This is a genomic window from Musicola paradisiaca NCPPB 2511 (assembly GCF_000400505.1).
GTDB classification, from domain to species: Bacteria; Pseudomonadota; Gammaproteobacteria; order Enterobacterales; family Enterobacteriaceae; genus Musicola; species Musicola paradisiaca.
In genome coordinates this window covers 2,736,679-2,752,112 of record NZ_CM001857.1, presented here as the reverse complement: position 1 = coordinate 2,752,112, position 15,434 = coordinate 2,736,679, and the positions used below count along the sequence as shown (strand labels likewise).

Annotated in this window: 15 protein-coding genes; 12 read left to right on the top strand and 3 right to left on the bottom strand. The window is 56.9% G+C overall.

The window, feature by feature from the left end; translation table 11 throughout:
• Positions 1-26 precede the first annotated feature (26 nt).
• The 3 genes from DPA2511_RS12130 (at position 27) to DPA2511_RS12120 (ending at position 3,885) form a co-directional block, all read left to right on the top strand.
• Positions 27-1,709, top strand: a complete 1,683-nt coding sequence (locus tag DPA2511_RS12130) for a LytS/YhcK type 5TM receptor domain-containing protein (protein ID WP_035050192.1) — start codon at positions 27-29, stop codon at positions 1,707-1,709.
• A gap of 19 nt (positions 1,710-1,728) precedes the next feature.
• Complete coding sequence (locus tag DPA2511_RS12125) at positions 1,729-2,463, top strand: LytR/AlgR family response regulator transcription factor (RefSeq protein WP_015854047.1); 735 nt, start codon at positions 1,729-1,731, stop codon at positions 2,461-2,463.
• A 204-nt stretch (positions 2,464-2,667) separates the two neighbouring features.
• The gene (locus DPA2511_RS12120; RefSeq protein WP_015854046.1) at positions 2,668-3,885 is read left to right on the top strand and encodes an L-lactate MFS transporter; all 1,218 of its coding nucleotides are present in this window, start codon (positions 2,668-2,670) and stop codon (positions 3,883-3,885) included.
• Positions 3,886-4,042: 157 nt separating this feature from the next.
• Here DPA2511_RS12120 and rplY read toward each other — a convergent pair whose 3' ends face one another.
• The 3 genes from rplY to DPA2511_RS12105 form a co-directional block, all read right to left on the bottom strand.
• Complete coding sequence (rplY, locus tag DPA2511_RS12115; RefSeq protein ID WP_015854045.1) at positions 4,043-4,330, bottom strand: 50S ribosomal protein L25; 288 nt, start codon at positions 4,328-4,330, stop codon at positions 4,043-4,045.
• Between the two features lie 162 nt (positions 4,331-4,492).
• A complete protein-coding gene (locus DPA2511_RS12110; RefSeq protein WP_023638350.1) occupies positions 4,493-6,253 on the bottom strand; it encodes a DEAD/DEAH box helicase in 1,761 nt (586 codons plus the stop codon).
• Entirely contained in the window at positions 6,253-6,492 is a 240-nt protein-coding gene (locus DPA2511_RS12105) for a YecH family metal-binding protein (RefSeq protein ID WP_015854043.1), read from the bottom strand. The genes DPA2511_RS12110 and DPA2511_RS12105 overlap by 1 nt, the downstream gene beginning before the upstream one ends.
• A gap of 173 nt (positions 6,493-6,665) precedes the next feature.
• Between DPA2511_RS12105 and rsuA the strand changes: the two genes are divergently transcribed.
• The 9 genes from rsuA (at position 6,666) to DPA2511_RS12065 (ending at position 15,375) form a co-directional block, all read left to right on the top strand.
• Positions 6,666-7,364: a 16S rRNA pseudouridine(516) synthase RsuA gene (gene rsuA, locus DPA2511_RS12100; protein ID WP_015854042.1), complete on the top strand. Its 699-nt coding sequence runs from the start codon at positions 6,666-6,668 to the stop codon at positions 7,362-7,364.
• Positions 7,365-7,430: 66 nt separating this feature from the next.
• Positions 7,431-8,627, top strand: coding sequence for a Bcr/CflA family multidrug efflux MFS transporter (locus DPA2511_RS12095; protein WP_015854041.1), 1,197 nt, complete (start codon positions 7,431-7,433; stop codon positions 8,625-8,627).
• A 311-nt stretch (positions 8,628-8,938) separates the two neighbouring features.
• Positions 8,939-9,292 (top strand): YejG family protein, encoded by a 354-nt coding sequence (locus tag DPA2511_RS12090; RefSeq protein WP_015854040.1) that lies wholly within the window; start codon positions 8,939-8,941, stop codon positions 9,290-9,292.
• 211 nt (positions 9,293-9,503) lie between these two features.
• Positions 9,504-10,337: an integrase arm-type DNA-binding domain-containing protein gene (locus DPA2511_RS21675; protein WP_438919025.1), complete on the top strand. Its 834-nt coding sequence runs from the start codon at positions 9,504-9,506 to the stop codon at positions 10,335-10,337.
• Between the two features lie 12 nt (positions 10,338-10,349).
• A complete protein-coding gene (locus DPA2511_RS24340; protein WP_438919027.1) occupies positions 10,350-10,703 on the top strand; it encodes a tyrosine-type recombinase/integrase in 354 nt (117 codons plus the stop codon).
• Positions 10,700-11,866 carry a PDDEXK nuclease domain-containing protein gene (locus tag DPA2511_RS12080; protein WP_015854039.1) on the top strand — a complete coding sequence of 389 codons (1,167 nt, stop codon included), beginning with the start codon at positions 10,700-10,702 and terminating at the stop codon, positions 11,864-11,866. The genes DPA2511_RS24340 and DPA2511_RS12080 overlap by 4 nt, the downstream gene beginning before the upstream one ends.
• 334 nt (positions 11,867-12,200) lie before the next feature.
• Positions 12,201-12,710: a RadC family protein gene (gene radC, locus DPA2511_RS12075; protein ID WP_015854038.1), complete on the top strand. Its 510-nt coding sequence runs from the start codon at positions 12,201-12,203 to the stop codon at positions 12,708-12,710.
• A 239-nt stretch (positions 12,711-12,949) separates the two neighbouring features.
• Positions 12,950-14,125 (top strand): HNH endonuclease, encoded by a 1,176-nt coding sequence (locus DPA2511_RS12070; RefSeq protein WP_015854037.1) that lies wholly within the window; start codon positions 12,950-12,952, stop codon positions 14,123-14,125.
• Positions 14,125-15,375 carry a nucleotidyltransferase domain-containing protein gene (locus DPA2511_RS12065; protein WP_015854036.1) on the top strand — a complete coding sequence of 417 codons (1,251 nt, stop codon included), beginning with the start codon at positions 14,125-14,127 and terminating at the stop codon, positions 15,373-15,375. The genes DPA2511_RS12070 and DPA2511_RS12065 overlap by 1 nt, the downstream gene beginning before the upstream one ends.
• Positions 15,376-15,434: the final 59 nt, after the last annotated feature.

Genomic DNA, 15,434 nt, shown 5'->3' with positions numbered 1-15,434 from the left:
GAGTTCCCGTGCGTTCCAACTTTGAAATGCTGCTGGCGGTCTACGACCGCGCGGCGCTGATGTTGATCTGCCTATTTTTTCTGACGCGCACGCGCCATTTTCGTCAACTGCTGCAACAGGATGAGCATTCCCGTTTTGATTTGGCGGTGGTGACGGCCATTTTCTCCCTGTTTGCGCTGTTCAGTACCTGGTCCGGGATTAATGTGGAAGGATCGCTGGTGAATGTGCGCGTGGTGGCGGTGATGTCCGGCGGTATTCTGTTTGGCCCGTGGGTCGGTATTCCGACCGGGGTCATTGCGGGTGTTCATCGGTATCTAATTGATATTCATGGTATTACCTCGGTTCCATGCCTGATCACCAGCATCGTGGCTGGGTTTATCTCTTCCTGGATACATCTGCGCATTGCTCGTGATCGCCATTGGTGGGTAGGGATTGTGGGCGGCATGCTGTGTGAGTCGCTGACCATGCTGCTGGTGGCGCTGTGGGCCAGGCCGTTCTCGCTGGGGCTGGATATCGTCAGTCGGATCGCGATGCCGATGATTCTGGGCACGGTGAGCATCGGCCTGATTGTGTTGCTGATCCGCAGCGTCGAAGGAGAAAAGGAAGCCATCGCCGCCCGTCAGGCCAAGCTGGCGCTGGATATCGCCAATAAAACGTTGCCGCTGTTTCGCCATGTCAACAGCCGTTCGTTGCGCAACGTGTGTGAGATTATCTGCCGGGACATCGACGCCGACGCCGTCGCGATAACCGATACCAGCCAGGTGCTGGCCTATGTCGGCGTGGGGGAGGGAAATTATCACGGTGGCGATCGCGATCTCAGCCCGACCACGCAGCAGGCGTTGAAAGGTGGGAAAATCATCATAAAAAACAATGATGAAGCTTATCGCACGCCAGAAATCCACTCAATGATTGTGATCCCGCTGCGGGAAAAGGGCGAGATTACCGGTACGCTGAAAATTTATTACCGCCGAGCCCACCGTATAACCTGGTCGTTGAAGGAGATGGCCATCGGCCTGTCGCAAATCATTTCCACCCAGCTTGAGGTATCGCGCGCTGAACAACTGCGGGAGATGGCCAACCGGGCGGAGCTGCGCGCCTTGCAGAGCAAGATTAACCCGCACTTTCTGTTTAATGCGTTGAACGCTATTTCTACGTCGATTCGGCTGAATCCGGACACCGCCCGCCAGTTGATCATCAATTTATCGCGCTACCTGCGTTACAACCTGGAGCGTGATGATGACACGCTGATCGACATCAAAAGCGAGCTGTATCAGGTCAAGGACTATATCGCCATCGAGCAGGCGCGCTTTGGCGATAAGCTGACGGTGATTTACGACATTGACGAAGAGGTCGATTGCCGGCTTCCCAGTTTGCTGATCCAGCCGTTGGTGGAGAATGCCATCGTGCACGGTATCCGCCCTTGTAAGGGCAACGGCGTGGTGGTGCTCAGCATCCGCGATGAGGGCGAGCGCATCCGTGTGGCGGTTCGTGATACCGGCAACGGCATCAGCGATGAGGTGATCGCCCGGGTGGCGGGCAACGAGATGCCGGGCAACAAAATTGGTCTGCTGAACGTGCTCCACCGCATCCGGCTGTTGTATGGCGATGGGCTGCGAATTCGTCGGCTAGAGCCGGGGACGGAAATCGCCTTTTTTATTACTAAAGACAGCGCAGCGTCGGCCGAAAATGCCGTCGCGTCGCCTTTATGACGGTGTCGGGAGTTCAGGCATGAAAGCGATCATGGTGGAAGATGAGTTTCTGGCTCAGCAGGAATTACGCTGGTTGATTAAACAACATAGTCAGATTGAGGTGGACGCGGTATTCGACGACGGGCTGGATGTGCTCAAGTACCTGCAGGATCACCGGGTGGATGTGATTTTTCTCGACATCAACATCCCATCGTTGGATGGCGTGCTGTTGGCGAAAAACATCAGTCAGTTCGCCCATCGGCCGCTGATTGTGTTCATCACCGCTTATAAAAACCACGCAGTGGAAGCCTTCGAGCTGGAGGCGTTCGACTATATCCTCAAGCCATACCATGAAAGCCGGATTGTCAGCATGTTGCAGAAGTTGGAGTCCGCCTGGCGCCAGCAGCAGGCGCAGCCGACGGCGAGCGGCGCCCCGCGCCCCGCGCCGATGACCATCAATCTGGTCAAGGACAAGCGCATCATCGTGACCAACATCCACGATATTTATTACGCGGAATCCCATGAGAAGCTGACGTTCGTTTATACCCGGCGCGATGAGTTCGTGATGTCGATGAACATCACCGAATTTTGCAGCCGGTTGCCGGAGGCGCACTTCTTTCGGTGTCATCGCTCGTATTGCGTTAACCTGAGCAAAATTCGTGAAATAGAACCCTGGTTCAACAACACCTACATCCTCACATTGAGCGATCTGGATTTTCAGGTGCCGGTCAGCCGCAGCAAGGTGAAGGAATTCCGTCAGTTGATGCGGCTGTAATCAGAAATGTGACCGGTCTCACAATGTGGCGGCGGCAGTGTCAACCCCTTTGGGGGCAGTTGATGCCGTTGTCATGGCATTTCATTCCCTGTCTGGCGCAGTTCATACCCTTATTGGATTCAGGGTTTTTCCTCCTCTTTATACTGGCGTCATTCGGCAGGCAGCGCCTGCTTCACATTCACACCAGAACACAAGGGGTCCGGAATGAACAGCAAACCGGCAAATCGCGCGATCATTATTGCAGGTACCGTCCTGGCCCAAATGGGGCTGGGGACCATTTACACCTGGAGCCTGTACAACCAGCCGTTGGTGGATAAATTCAACTGGCCTCTCAGTTCCGTCGCGACCACCTTCTCGCTGACCAGTTTCTTTCTGGCCTTTGCCACCCTGTTCGCCGGGCGCATTCAGGAGCGTATCGGCATCCGCCGTCTGGTGCTGATTTCCGGCCTGGTGCTGGGCCTGGCGCTGATGGCGACTTCATGGGTGTCATCATTGTCGTGGTTATGGCTGCTGGTGGGGGTAGTGGTCGGTTTCGCCGATGGCACCGCCTACATCACCAGCCTGTCTAATCTGATCAAATGGTTTCCGGAGCGTAAAGGGGTGATCGCCGGGATCTCCGTCGGCGCCTACGGCACCGGCAGCCTGTTGTTTAAATACATCAACAGCGCATTGTTGAGCCACGTCGGCATCTCCCAGACTTTTTTCTGGTGGGGGGCGATGGCGCTGGTGATGATTTGTCTGGGATCGCAACTGCTGAAGGATGCTCCGCTACAGCCGGCGCAGACCGCACAGTCGGCGGGTAACGTCAACTTTACCGTCGGTGAAATGCTGCGGCGCAAAGAAGCCTGGCTGCTGTTCGTGGTGTTCTTCACCTCGTGCATGAGCGGCCTGTACCTGATCGGTATCGTCAAGGATATCGGCGTGAAAATGGCGGGGCTGGATGTGATGACCGCTGCCGGCGCCGTATCCGCCATCGCCGTCTGTAATACGCTGGGGCGTCTGATTCTGGGGTATTTGTCCGATAAGGTCGGCCGTCTGCGGGTGCTGAATTTCACGCTGCTGGTCACTACGCTGGCGGTGACGGTGATGGCTTTCCTGCCGTTGAACGCCATGACCTTCTTTTTGTGCACCGGCGCGGTCGCCTTTTGTTTCGGCGGCAATATCACCGTCTATCCGGCGATTGTGGCCGACTTTTTCGGGCTCAAACATCACAGTAACAATTATGGCTTGATCTATCAGGGGTTTGGTCTGGGGCCGTTGGCCGGTTCTTTTATCGCCGCGTCATTGGGGGGATTCCACAGTACCTTTATCGCTATCGCGCTGCTGTCTGTGGTGTCGCTGATGATTACCCTGTTTATCCAGCCGCCGAAAACCGCGCGGGACGAGGATTCCGGGATGGTGGCGCAAGGCAGCCACGCCTGAGGCGGGTCTGAAACGTCATGGTAGATTGCTGGCCACCGTGTAACGACGGTGGCTTTTTCTATTGGGCCAGAGCGAAGGCCACAGGGGAAGGCCGAAAACAAAAACGCCGCAACAAGTGCGGCGTTTGGGCTGGCTCATCGAATGAGTCGTTGCGTGATTACACGCGCACGAAGTCGATGTGAGTCAGTTTCGGCTTGAACACGTGACGCTGTACAGCCTGGATTTTTACTTTGGTGGCTTTACCGTCGATAACCAGTTCGATTTCGCCAAACAGCTCGGCGCTGTTGCGGTCTTCCAGGTTTTTAACGATATCGTGATCCAGCACGATGGAAACCGGTGCTTCGTTGCCACCGTAAACGATAGCGGGGAATTTACCGGTGTTGCGCAGGCGGCGGCTCGCACTCTTACCCTGCTCGTTACGTACTTCTGCGTTGATAGTAATCATTGCTTTCTCTACTTGGATAAAGTGAACCTGCCGCAGGCGACCCAGCGGCAGGCAGGATACTTTGCTTGTATCCGTTTGGCGGCGTTAGCACGACAGACTGGACAAAAGCGGGCGAAATTCTAGCGGAATATGGCCTGTAGGGCAAACGAAACCACGGCGACGTTAGCCGCGCAGTTCATGAGCGCGGCGATAGCGGCCCTGATAGTCGAAAATCTTTTCCCTGATCTGCCAGAATTTGCCCTGTCGTCGCGCCACCACGAAATCCGGCGCACGCAAACTATCCTGCCGGTCGATCAGATCTTGCGCGTTGCGCCATTCAAACGGGACGCCCGGCGCCCGCAGATGTACACGCAGGAAGCGATGCTGGAATGCCGCCTGTTGCGCGGGGGAGTGTAATCGGAAACGTTCGCTGACATCGGCGCCGTCCTCATCGTAATAGGTGATGTTTAGCCACTCGCCTTTGGCGTCGCTGCCGCTATGCAACGTCATGCCGCTGCAACGCAGCACCAGCGCGTCCCTGAGTTTTAGCGCCGCTTTCAGCATATCGTCCGGATCCACCAACAGCGCTTCGCATTGATGACACCGGCGGGCAGCAATGTCGTTTTCCGCCCCGCAGTGCGGGCAGCTTTTGAAACGGAAACGGTAGTCGCACTGTTGGCGAGCTCCCCGTTCGTCCTCCTGCCAGCCCTGGCAGCGGCGGCCGTAATGCTCGATGACGGTGCCGTCGGCGGTGGTTTTCCCCCAGAACATATTGGCGAAACCGCACTGCGGGCAGAATATCTGCACCGGCTGGCTGTCGCTGTGCGGTTTGCTTTGGCCAACTTCCGGCGTGTACAGGTCGAACGGATTGCCGGCGTAATCGAGAATCAGACAGTCGGTCTTGCCAGGCGCCAGCCGCAGCCCGCGGCCGACGATCTGCTGATAAAGGCTGACGGACTCGGTCGGCCGCAGAATAGCGATGACGTCTACGTGCGGGGCGTCGAAACCGGTGGTCAGCACCGAGACGTTGACCAGATAATGCAACTGCTGCTGTTTGAAGGCGGCGACGAGGTTATCTCGTTCCTGGGCCGGCGTTTCTCCGCTGACCAGCGCCGCTTGTCCCGCGGGCAGCAAGCTTTCCACTTCGCGGGCGTGTTCCACCGTGGCGGCGAAGATCATCACGCCGCGTCGTTCGGCGGCGTAGTCGACAATCTGCCGGACGATAGTCGGCGTTACCCGCTGCTGACGTTTTAATTCAAGATTCAGATCCGCTTCGCTGAATAATCCGCTGCGGTTGGCGGCTAACCGGCTGAAATCGTACTGGACGATCGGCATATCCAGACGTTGCGGCGGCACCAGAAAACCGTGCTTGACCATGTAGCGCAGCGGCAATTCGTAGATGCAGTCCTGAAACAGACACTGTTCGTCGCCGCGGATCATGCCGTGATAGTGGTAATGATAAATCCAGCCTTTTCCCAGCCGGTAGGGGGTGGCGGTCAGGCCAAGTAGCCGCAGTAGCGGGCTGACGCTACGCAAGTGATTGATAATCTGCTGGTACTGGCTGTCATCGTCGTCACCGATGCGGTGGCTCTCGTCCACAATCAGCAGGGAAAAGGCGCTGTCGAAACGGTCGAGGTGGCGGGCGACGGACTGCACGCTGCCAAAAACGACTTTACCCTGGCTCTGATGCTGTTTCAGTCCGGCGGCGAAAATATCGGCATCCAGCCCGAGCGCCTGATATTTGGCGTGGTTCTGTTCCACCAGTTCTTTAACGTGCGCCAGCACCAGCACGCGGCCTCGCGCCAGCCGCGCCAGTTCGGCGATCACCAGGCTTTTGCCTGCGCCGGTGGGGAGGACGATCACCGCCGGGCTGTGGTGCCGGCGGAAATGGGCGAGGGTGGCGTCAACCGCTTCCTGCTGATACGGGCGTAATGTGAAGGACATCAATGACGGCAGATTTTGCTCTCGTGCGTGGTAAAGCCGTTATCTTGCGGAATGAATTTGCCTTTGTCAGCCAGAAATTGCACCAGCGCCGCGGCCGTCATGTCGGCGGCGGAACAAGTATGAAAGCGGGCGTCGGCGCCGAAGCGCTCTTCAATCGCGGCGACCAGCGCCTCGGTGGTAAAGGATCTGTTGGCAGCCATCATCATATGTAATACTTCATGGCCGTGAATCGATGACATAATAGGGCTCCTGACGGTGTCATGGCGCGTCAGCATCCGCGATTAAGGTCGGTTGTGCTGACAGGATTAAAGTTGCCTTTATCGTACCTGTTATGTCCGCACAAAATGACGGGCTATATCAAGATTGAAGGCGAAAACCGCCGCAGGCCACAACAACAGGCAATAACAAAGTAATGCGATTAGATAAATTTCTTTCCCAGCAGTTAGGCATTAGCCGGTCACTGATAGCGCGCGAACTGCGTGCCCAGCGGGTGACGGTCGATGGCGACGTCATTAAAAACGGGGCGTTCAAACTGGCGCCGGAGCATCAGGTGGCGTTCGACGGCAATCCGTTGGTACAGCAGACCGGGCCGCGTTATTTCATGCTGCACAAACCTCAGGGGTATGTCTGCTCCACCGACGATCCCGACCATCCCACCATTCTGTATTTCATCGATGAGCCGGTAGCGCACAAGCTGCATGCCGCCGGTCGTCTGGATATCGATACCAGCGGTCTGGTGCTGTTGACGGACGATGGTCAATGGTCTCACCGCATCACTTCGCCGAAGCATCATTGCGAAAAGACCTATCTGGTGGCGCTGGATCGGCCCATCGAGCCGGGAACGGCGGAGCACTTTGCCGCAGGCATACAGCTGAATGGCGAAAAAGAGCTGACCAAGCCCGCCGTGCTGGAGGTGCTCGACGAGCAGTTGGCGCGGCTGACGATCAGTGAAGGGCGCTATCATCAGGTGAAGCGCATGTTCGCGGCGGTGGGCAACCATGTGACGGCGCTGCACCGTGAACGTATCGGCGCCATTGTGCTGGACAGCAGTCTCGAACCCGGCGAATACCGGGCGCTGACCCAGGAAGAAGTGGACAGCATCGGGCGCTAGCCGCCCGTTCTCCGGGCAGGATGCCCGTCACAAGCCGTTTGTCATCTACCAGGAGAACCCTTTTCCGTGCAATCTACCCCTCCCTCGCGTGTCGGACTGATTTTTATTTTGGGTCTGATCTCGATGTTGATGCCGATCGCCATCGATATGTATTTGCCCGCTTTACCGGTGATCGCCAAAGAGTTTTCGGTGGATCCTGGCAGCGTGCAGATGACGCTCAGTTCTTACATCTTCGGTTTTGCCATCGGCCAGGTTTTTTACGGGCCGATGTCGGACAGTATTGGCCGCAAACCGGTGATCTTGGGCGGCGTGCTGGTGTTTACGGTGGCGGCGGCGGCGTGTGCGCTTTCTCAGACCGTGCAGCAATTGATTCATATGCGCTTTTTGCATGGCCTGTCGGCGGCATCCGCCAGTGTGGTGATCAATGCGCTGATGCGGGATATGTTTTCGAAGGATGAGTTCTCCCGCATGATGTCGTTTGTCATCCTGGTGATGACGGTCGCGCCGTTGCTGGCGCCGATCGTTGGGGGCGCGCTGCTGTTCTGGCTGAGCTGGCATGCCATTTTCTGGGTGATCGCGGTGGCGGCGCTGGTGGCGACGCTGCTGATCGGGTGGTTTATTCCAGAGACGCTGCCGGTTGCCCGGCGACAACGGTTTCATTTGCGCACGACGCTCGGCAATTTTTTCCAGCTATTCCGTCATCGCCGTGTATTCAGCTACATGCTGGCCAGCGGCTTGTCGTTTTCCGGTATGTTCGCCTTTCTGAGCGCCGGGCCGTTTGTTTACATTGATCTCAACGGCGTATCACCCCAGCACTTTGGTTATTACTTCGCCCTCAATATTGTATTTCTGTTCATGATGACCCTGCTGAACAGCCGCATTGTGTCGCGTATGGGGGCGATGTTTATGTTTCGGCTGGGGTTGAGCATCCAGTTTGCTATGGGGTTGTGGCTGATTGTGGTGTGTGCGTTTGATCTGGGGTTTCTGCCGTTGGTGATTGGCGTAGCGGCGTTCGTCGGCTGTGTGGCGACGGTTGCGTCGAATGCAATGGCGGTGATCCTGGATGATTTCCCCCATATGGCCGGTACCGCCTCATCGCTGGCGGGGACGCTGCGCTTTGGGTTGGGGTCGTTGCTTGGCGCGCTGTTGTCGCTGGTCTCATTTCACAGCGCCTGGCCTATGGTGGGTTCGATGGCGTTTTGTTCCGTATCGGCTTTCGCGTTGTTTCTGTTCGCCGGGCGGCGCCGTGCAGGGGAGGTCTGAAGGCGTCGAATCGATGAGTCGATATGTTCTTTGGTTGTGAATGTTTTGTTTGTTAAGTAAACAAAATAAAAAAAATGGTTGAGGTGTGCGGGGTAAAAGGTTACATATAGCCCCCGAATCGTTCAAATTCGTGATCGTCATAACATATTTTTTCAATAATTTTGCCGGTGATGTCAGTTCGAAACTATTTTTATTATAAAAATGTTGCTCTTTCGTTTCTGGTTGGTGAGCGAAAGTGAAGTGCAAAGCAAAAACAATGAGTTTGTTATGTTATAATTTTGTGAATTGTTGTCTGGCCGAGGAAAACTGTCGTGAATAATCTCCAACTTTCGGTGGTTCATCGTTTGCCGCAAAGTTATCGCTGGTTATCCGGTTTTACTGGCGTCAACGTTGAGCCTGTTCCGCTCAATACCATGGGTAATAATGCCGATGATAACCCGCTGATTGGCTTTAAATTATTAAGCCATGACGGCGAGGAAGCATGCTATATCATGCGTCAGCTGCAGCAATCGCTGGATGAGATCCAGGTTCAGTGCGCGGTTGTGGAATGGGAACGTGAACCCTGCCTGTTCCTGCACCGGCAGGATGAAAGTACCGCGTTATGCCGGCTAAAAGATGTCGGCGTCGCCATCGCTGAATCGGTTTGCGCCCGGTATCCTTTCTAAATGAAAACGCAGCGTCCTGACGCTGCGTTTTTTTTGTTTCACGATGACTCTAGCTCGGCAATTCGCTGGACTACGCCAAGGCTAGATACAACAGGTTTATCAATCACTTAGGTGAGTTCAACATATGCCGGTGCTTTCCGAAACTTGACCCGGCTTTTCCTCGCGTGGCTCCCATGCGGCTCTTGGAAACCGGGCTTTCCGAGGAGTCATCATGGCGAAGATCAAGCTCACCAAGTCCGCAGTCGATGCGGCACAACCCCAAGCCAAGGCCATCGAACTGCGGGATACCGTGGTGCCCGGCTTCCTGTGCAAGATCACCCCGGCGGGCCGCAAGGTGTTCATGCTTCAGTACCGCACGAACGCTGGCGAGCGCCGCAAGCCCGCCTTGGGCCAGTACGGGGAACTGACGGTCGATCAGGCACGCACAATGGCGCAGGAGTGGCTGGCCGAGGTGCGCAAAGGCGGAGATCCCAGCGCGGCTAAGAACGCTGCCCACAAGGCACCGACCATGAAGGAGTATTGCTACACCTTCATGGAGGACTACTCCAGGCAGCGCAACAAGCCCAGCACACAGCGTGGCTATCAGGGCGTGATTGACCGCTGCATCATCCCGATCATGGGCCGGATGAAGATGCAGGACGTAAAGCGCCCGGACGTGGCCGCGCTGATGAAGAAGCTGGCCTACAAGCAAGCCGAGGCGAACCGCACTTTCGGTGTGCTGCGCAAGATGTTCAACCTGGCCGAAGTGTGGGGACTGCGCCCAGACGGCACGAATCCGTGCCGCCATGTGCCGATGTACCCGCCAGGCAAGGAAACCCGGCTCATCGTCGATGACGAGCTGGTGCGGATCTTCCGTCACCTGGAGCACCTGGAGGCGGAAGGACTGGAGAACTACGTCATCCCGCTGGCGATCCGCCTGCAATTCGAGTTCGCCGCCCGGCGCTCCGAAATCTGCCCGCTCGAATGGGATTGGATTGATCTGGAAAACCGCCGCGTCGTCTGGCCTGACAGCAAGACCGGCGGTATCTCCAAGCCCATGAGCTAGGAAGCCTATCGGCTGCTGTCCACTGCGCCGCGCCGGGACGGCAGCCCCTATGTCCTGCCTTCGCCGAACGATCCCACCCGGCACATGACCCACGGTGAATACTACGGCGGCTGGACGCGCGCGCTCAAGGCCGCTGGCGTGCCCCACGTCGGCACGCATGGCATCCGCCACCGGGCGACCACCGATATTGCCAACTCGGGCGTGCCAACCAAGGTGGGCATGAAGCTCACAGGCCACAAGACCGTGGCGATGTTTATGCACTATGTTCATACCGAGGACAAGCCGGTGCGGGATGCGGCCGAACTGGTGGCGAATCGGCGACTGGCGATCACCGGGGCATCCCGTTCTATGGAGGCAACAGCATGACAAGGAAGGCACCTGTGGCAACGCGGAAGCCCGCCGCCTTACCTGCCGGCTACGCTGGAATCCACGGCGGCATCGTGGAACTGCTGGATGCGGCGCGCCAGGCAGCGGCGCGCAGTGTCAATGCTCTGATGACGGCCAGCTATTGGGAGATTGGCCGCCGGATCGTCGAAGCCGAGCAGAAAGGCAGGCGGCGGGCCGGTTATGGCGAGCAGTTGATGGCGCGGTTGTCCGCCGACCTGACTGCACGATTCGGGCGCGGGTTCAGCCCGGACAACCTGGAGAACATGCGGCGCTTCTTCGCCGCTTACCCCCTTGAGGCAATTTCCGAGACAGTGTCTCGGAAATCTGGAGACGGACTGCCCATCGAGAATTCCGAGACGGTGTTTCGGAAATTCGACCTCTCCGAACTTGCCCAAGTCTTCACCTTACCGTGGTCGGCCTATGTCCGGCTGCTGTCGGTTAAAGATGAACATGCCCGCCAGTTCTACGAGGTCGAAGCGCTGCGCGGTGGCTGGAGCGTGCGCCAACTTGACCGGCAGATTGGCAGCCAGTTCTACGAACGCACGGCCTTGTCCAAGGACAAGGCGGCGATGCTGGTCAAGGGTTCAGTGGCCAAGCCCGAGGATGCAGTCACGCCCAATGACGCGATCAAAGACCCGTATGTGCTGGAGTTTCTCGACCTCAAGGACGAGTATTCAGAATCTGATCTGGAAGCGGCATTGATCCAGCGGCTGGAAGACTTCCTGCTGGAACTGGGTGAAGGCTTCACCTTCGTTGGGCGGCAACGTCGGCTGCGCATTGACCAGACCTGGTACCGGGTGGATCTGCTGTTCTTTCATCGCAAGCTGCGCTGCCTGGTCATCATCGACCTGAAGCTGGGCAGTCTGACCCATGCCGATGTGGGGCAGATGCATATGTACTGCAACTATGCCAAGGAGCATTGGGCTTACCCGGACGAGAATCCGCCGGTGGGCCTGATCCTGTGCGCAGACAAAGGCCATGCCCTGGCGCGGTATGCGCTGGATGGCTTGCCGACCAAGGTGATGGCGGCAAACTACCGGACGGTACTGCCAGATGCCGAGTTGCTGCAAAAGGAACTGGAGAACACGCGGCGGCGGCTCGAATCTCGCGGAACTCTATCCCTCAAGGACGACAAGCCATAGTCGTTCGTCCCGGCGTACCGCCGTCGGGCTCGCGGGCTGCGCCCCGTGCTTCGTGCCGAATCACAGCCATTCGGCGCTGATCCCTGACGCCTTCGGCCTGGATCGTTGATCCGGGCCTGCGCGTGCTGCGCACTTGCCAACGGCGGGTGTGTGGCTGAGTGGGGTGTAGGCGGTATTGCTGTTCCCTTCACCGTATCACGGCGTTCTCGCCGTCAATGACTTCGCGTGCTCGCACGCTTGCGGCCTGTCGGCCGTCTTCGATCCATGACTGCTTGCGCTGCGCCGTGCTGGCCACGGTTCCGGGCAATTCCGCCCGAGCAACCGGAGCACGATCATGTCGCAACTATCCTTTTCCTCGTTCGATGACGCTTTGCTGGTGCGTGACGCCCAGGGGCGCTACCTGCCGGCGTCGGTGAATCAAATTCTTGAAGCGGCACGCCAGGCCATCGAGCTGAAGATGCAGCGTGGTGCTGAGTTCACTTCGCCGACGCTGGTCAAGGAGTACCTGCGCAACAAGCTGGCAGGCTTCGAGCATGAGGTCTTTGCGGTGCTGTTTCTGGATACGCACCATCAGCTGATCGAGTATCGGGAGATGTTCCACGGCACCATCGACAGTGCATCGGTGTATCCGCGTGAAGTGGTCAAGGAGGCGCTGCGGCTCAACGCGGCGGCGGTGATCCTCTCGCACAATCATCCGAGCGGGAATCCTGAGCCAAGCAGTGCCGACAAGGCGCTGACGCAGCGGCTCAAGGAAGCGTTGGGGCTGGTGGAGGTGCGTACGCTGGATCATGTCATTGTGGCTGGCGCAGATACGGTGTCGTTTGCGGAGCGTGGGTTGATCTAATCCTTGGGGCTTCGTCCCCTTTTTTGCTTTGACTTTTTATTGTGCGGCGGCTGATTTCCTCCCATTGTCGACGTTCGGGCGTGTAGATAGGGAAATTTTGTGCGGGATATGGCCGCTCGCCCCAAAGGCTTTGAGCGAGAAATTTTTTATTTTCTCCGCTTCGCTTCACCCCCTTGAACTCTTGTTTGGAGGCCTCATATATACGTAATGTGCTGGCATGACGTCTTTAAGGGGGTCAAGTGGGGAAACAAGGGAAAGCTAAAGCTGCCAACGGACGTTACAATACCGACGAGGTTACAAAACGTGTTGTCTGGACTCAGGCTGCAGGCCATTGTGAGCTGTGTGGCACCGACCTCATGTACGACTACCGGGCAGGTAAGCCCATGAACTGGGGAGAGGTCGCTCATATCCTGCCAGCGAGTCCAAAGGGTCCCAGAGGTCAATCTGACCATGACGATTCAAAGGCCGCGTCGCTTACTAACGACACAGCCAATCTCATGCTTCTCTGCCCTGGTTGCCATGACAAAATCGATCGGGATGCTGATGGATATCCGGAAAGCGATCTTAGCGGCCTGCACCAATCATACTTGGAGCGAGTACGGTTGGCGGCAACCACTCCTGACGGTGGAAGAGCTATTCCAGTAATTGTACAAAGCCAGCATTTCGCAACGAACAACGACATCCCCGTTCGTGATCTGTTGGTGGCAATGTCTTCTGAGGGACTGACGGCATTCGATCATCCCATCAAGATCACTTTTCCAGCCCCAAGCCATCGTGGCCGGGATGAACACTACTGGCAGAGCATCAAGGACAACATTCAGCACGAATTAGAGCAGCAACTAAAGCGCCGCGGAGGAGCTTATGGTGATGCTCCTGCGCTGGCCGTAGTGGGCGTGGCAGACATCCCAGCGCTGATCATGCTGGGGCAGTCCTTAGGTGATCGATCCAAGCGCCTGCTTTTCTCGTTCAACCGCGAACACCAACTACGTTGGCCTGACCAGTCAGCCGAACCTCCCGAGTTTGTGTTCACCCCACCCTCGGATGGAGAAGGCCCGCTGGCTCTGGTGTTGTCTATCTCCGCGCAAGTCCCAGCTCGCGATGTCGAAGAGGCACTACCTGGTGCGCGTATCGCTGAGCTGAGCATCCCAACGCCCAGCTATGTGATGGTTCAGAACCGTCGCGTGATACACGCGTTTCGCGACGCTTTACAAACGCACTTGAGCCGGCTCGAGGCCATGACTGCAGGCACAATTCATGTGTTTGCAGCGATTCCTGCTGCTTTGGCAATTGAGTTTGGCTCCTTGCTTACCACGCAACACCAGCACGCCTATCTGATTTTCGATCGAGATAAAGACAACCACAACATGTTCACGCCAACACTACATTTGGGCCACCAAGCCCAGGAGGTTCGTTGATGTCCATAAGCAATGAACAAACCAAACGTGGGAGCTGGGAGCACTTTCTGCTCCGCGCCGCGAGGGAGATCTCACTGTCGGAAGCACAGTACGAGAAGATCAACGACCGATACTCCCAACTGGAGCGGATCCTCAACGCATCCGACAATCCACTACTGGCGGAAGCGCATATTTTTGTCCAAGGCTCCATGCGCCTGAAGACGACGATTAAACCCGTTTCCGGAGCCCCCGAGGATCTGGACACCATCGATGCGGACGCCATTATTTGGCTCCCCCATGCCCAGGAGGCTGGAGCTCAAGAAGTTCTTGATGCTATTGAGGAGCGCTTCAAGGCTGGTAGCCGCGTCCAAGAAGAAATAAAACAGCTACGTCGGGGAATCCGGATCATCTATGCCGACGAGAACCCTGGATTCCATATCGATGTCACACCGGCGCGTGCCATCAATGGGAATTCTCAGAGCAATGGCGAAGGTAAGCTGGAAGTGCCGGATCGGGTAACTGGCTGGAAGGCGAGCAGCCCGATCCCCTACTCCAACTGGCTGCAAGTGGCTTCAAAACAGACGATTTCGTTGGAGCATCTGGTCGTCGCAAAAAGTCAACGCACCTTTGATGCTGCAACTCAGGATCCGCTGCCACAGTATGAGGACTACCTCGATCAAGACCCACTTCGGGCAACGATTAAGCTACTGAAGCGGCACCGAGATGAGTGGGCTATCCGCACCAAAAATGCAGACCATCGCCCGATTTCAGCAGTCATCACCACACTCGCTACCCACGCCTACCTTGACGTGGCGAATGAATCTCAGTCGACGCCGTTAAGGCCACTGGACGCCATTCTCGAAATCGTCCGGAGGATGACGGATCATATTAAACACAGGGGGAACGAATGCTTTGTCTGCAATCCAGCAGACAGCGGTGAGAACTTTGCTGAGAAATGGAATAGACCACTTGATGGGCAGCGCTACCGCCGGGCATTCCAAGAATGGCACGAGAATGCTAGCGCATCAGTGTCGCTGGGGCTTGAAAGCTTCGATTCTGCCGAGGCTTTTGCCAAAGCAGTGAAGGAAAACTTTGGCATGGGCCCCGCATTCATTTCGGCAGTGAACAGAGAAATTCCGTCCAACTGGACGATGCCTGGCCGCTCGGACGGAACCACCCGAAATTCCACGTCGATGGGCGCGCTGTTTGGTGGTCTCAGCGGAACAGCGAGTTCTCAAGAGGATGTGAAGCCAGTTGGGCGTCTTGGTTGATCACACCGATACGCTTCTGCAGCAGGGTATAGCCGCACTGCGAGGCGCTCTTGGCGAAG

Coding starts and splice junctions, on each gene's coding strand:
- DPA2511_RS12130 (WP_035050192.1), top strand. CDS start 27: ATGCTGCTGGCGGTCTACGACCGCGCGGCGCTGATGTTGATCTGCCTA.
- DPA2511_RS12125 (WP_015854047.1), top strand. CDS start 1,729: ATGAAAGCGATCATGGTGGAAGATGAGTTTCTGGCTCAGCAGGAATTA.
- DPA2511_RS12120 (WP_015854046.1), top strand. CDS start 2,668: ATGAACAGCAAACCGGCAAATCGCGCGATCATTATTGCAGGTACCGTC.
- rplY (WP_015854045.1), bottom strand. CDS start 4,330: ATGATTACTATCAACGCAGAAGTACGTAACGAGCAGGGTAAGAGTGCG.
- DPA2511_RS12110 (WP_023638350.1), bottom strand. CDS start 6,253: ATGTCCTTCACATTACGCCCGTATCAGCAGGAAGCGGTTGACGCCACC.
- DPA2511_RS12105 (WP_015854043.1), bottom strand. CDS start 6,492: ATGTCATCGATTCACGGCCATGAAGTATTACATATGATGATGGCTGCC.
- rsuA (WP_015854042.1), top strand. CDS start 6,666: ATGCGATTAGATAAATTTCTTTCCCAGCAGTTAGGCATTAGCCGGTCA.
- DPA2511_RS21675 (WP_438919025.1), top strand. CDS start 9,504: ATGGCGAAGATCAAGCTCACCAAGTCCGCAGTCGATGCGGCACAACCC.
- DPA2511_RS12080 (WP_015854039.1), top strand. CDS start 10,700: ATGACAAGGAAGGCACCTGTGGCAACGCGGAAGCCCGCCGCCTTACCT.
- radC (WP_015854038.1), top strand. CDS start 12,201: ATGTCGCAACTATCCTTTTCCTCGTTCGATGACGCTTTGCTGGTGCGT.
- DPA2511_RS12065 (WP_015854036.1), top strand. CDS start 14,125: ATGTCCATAAGCAATGAACAAACCAAACGTGGGAGCTGGGAGCACTTT.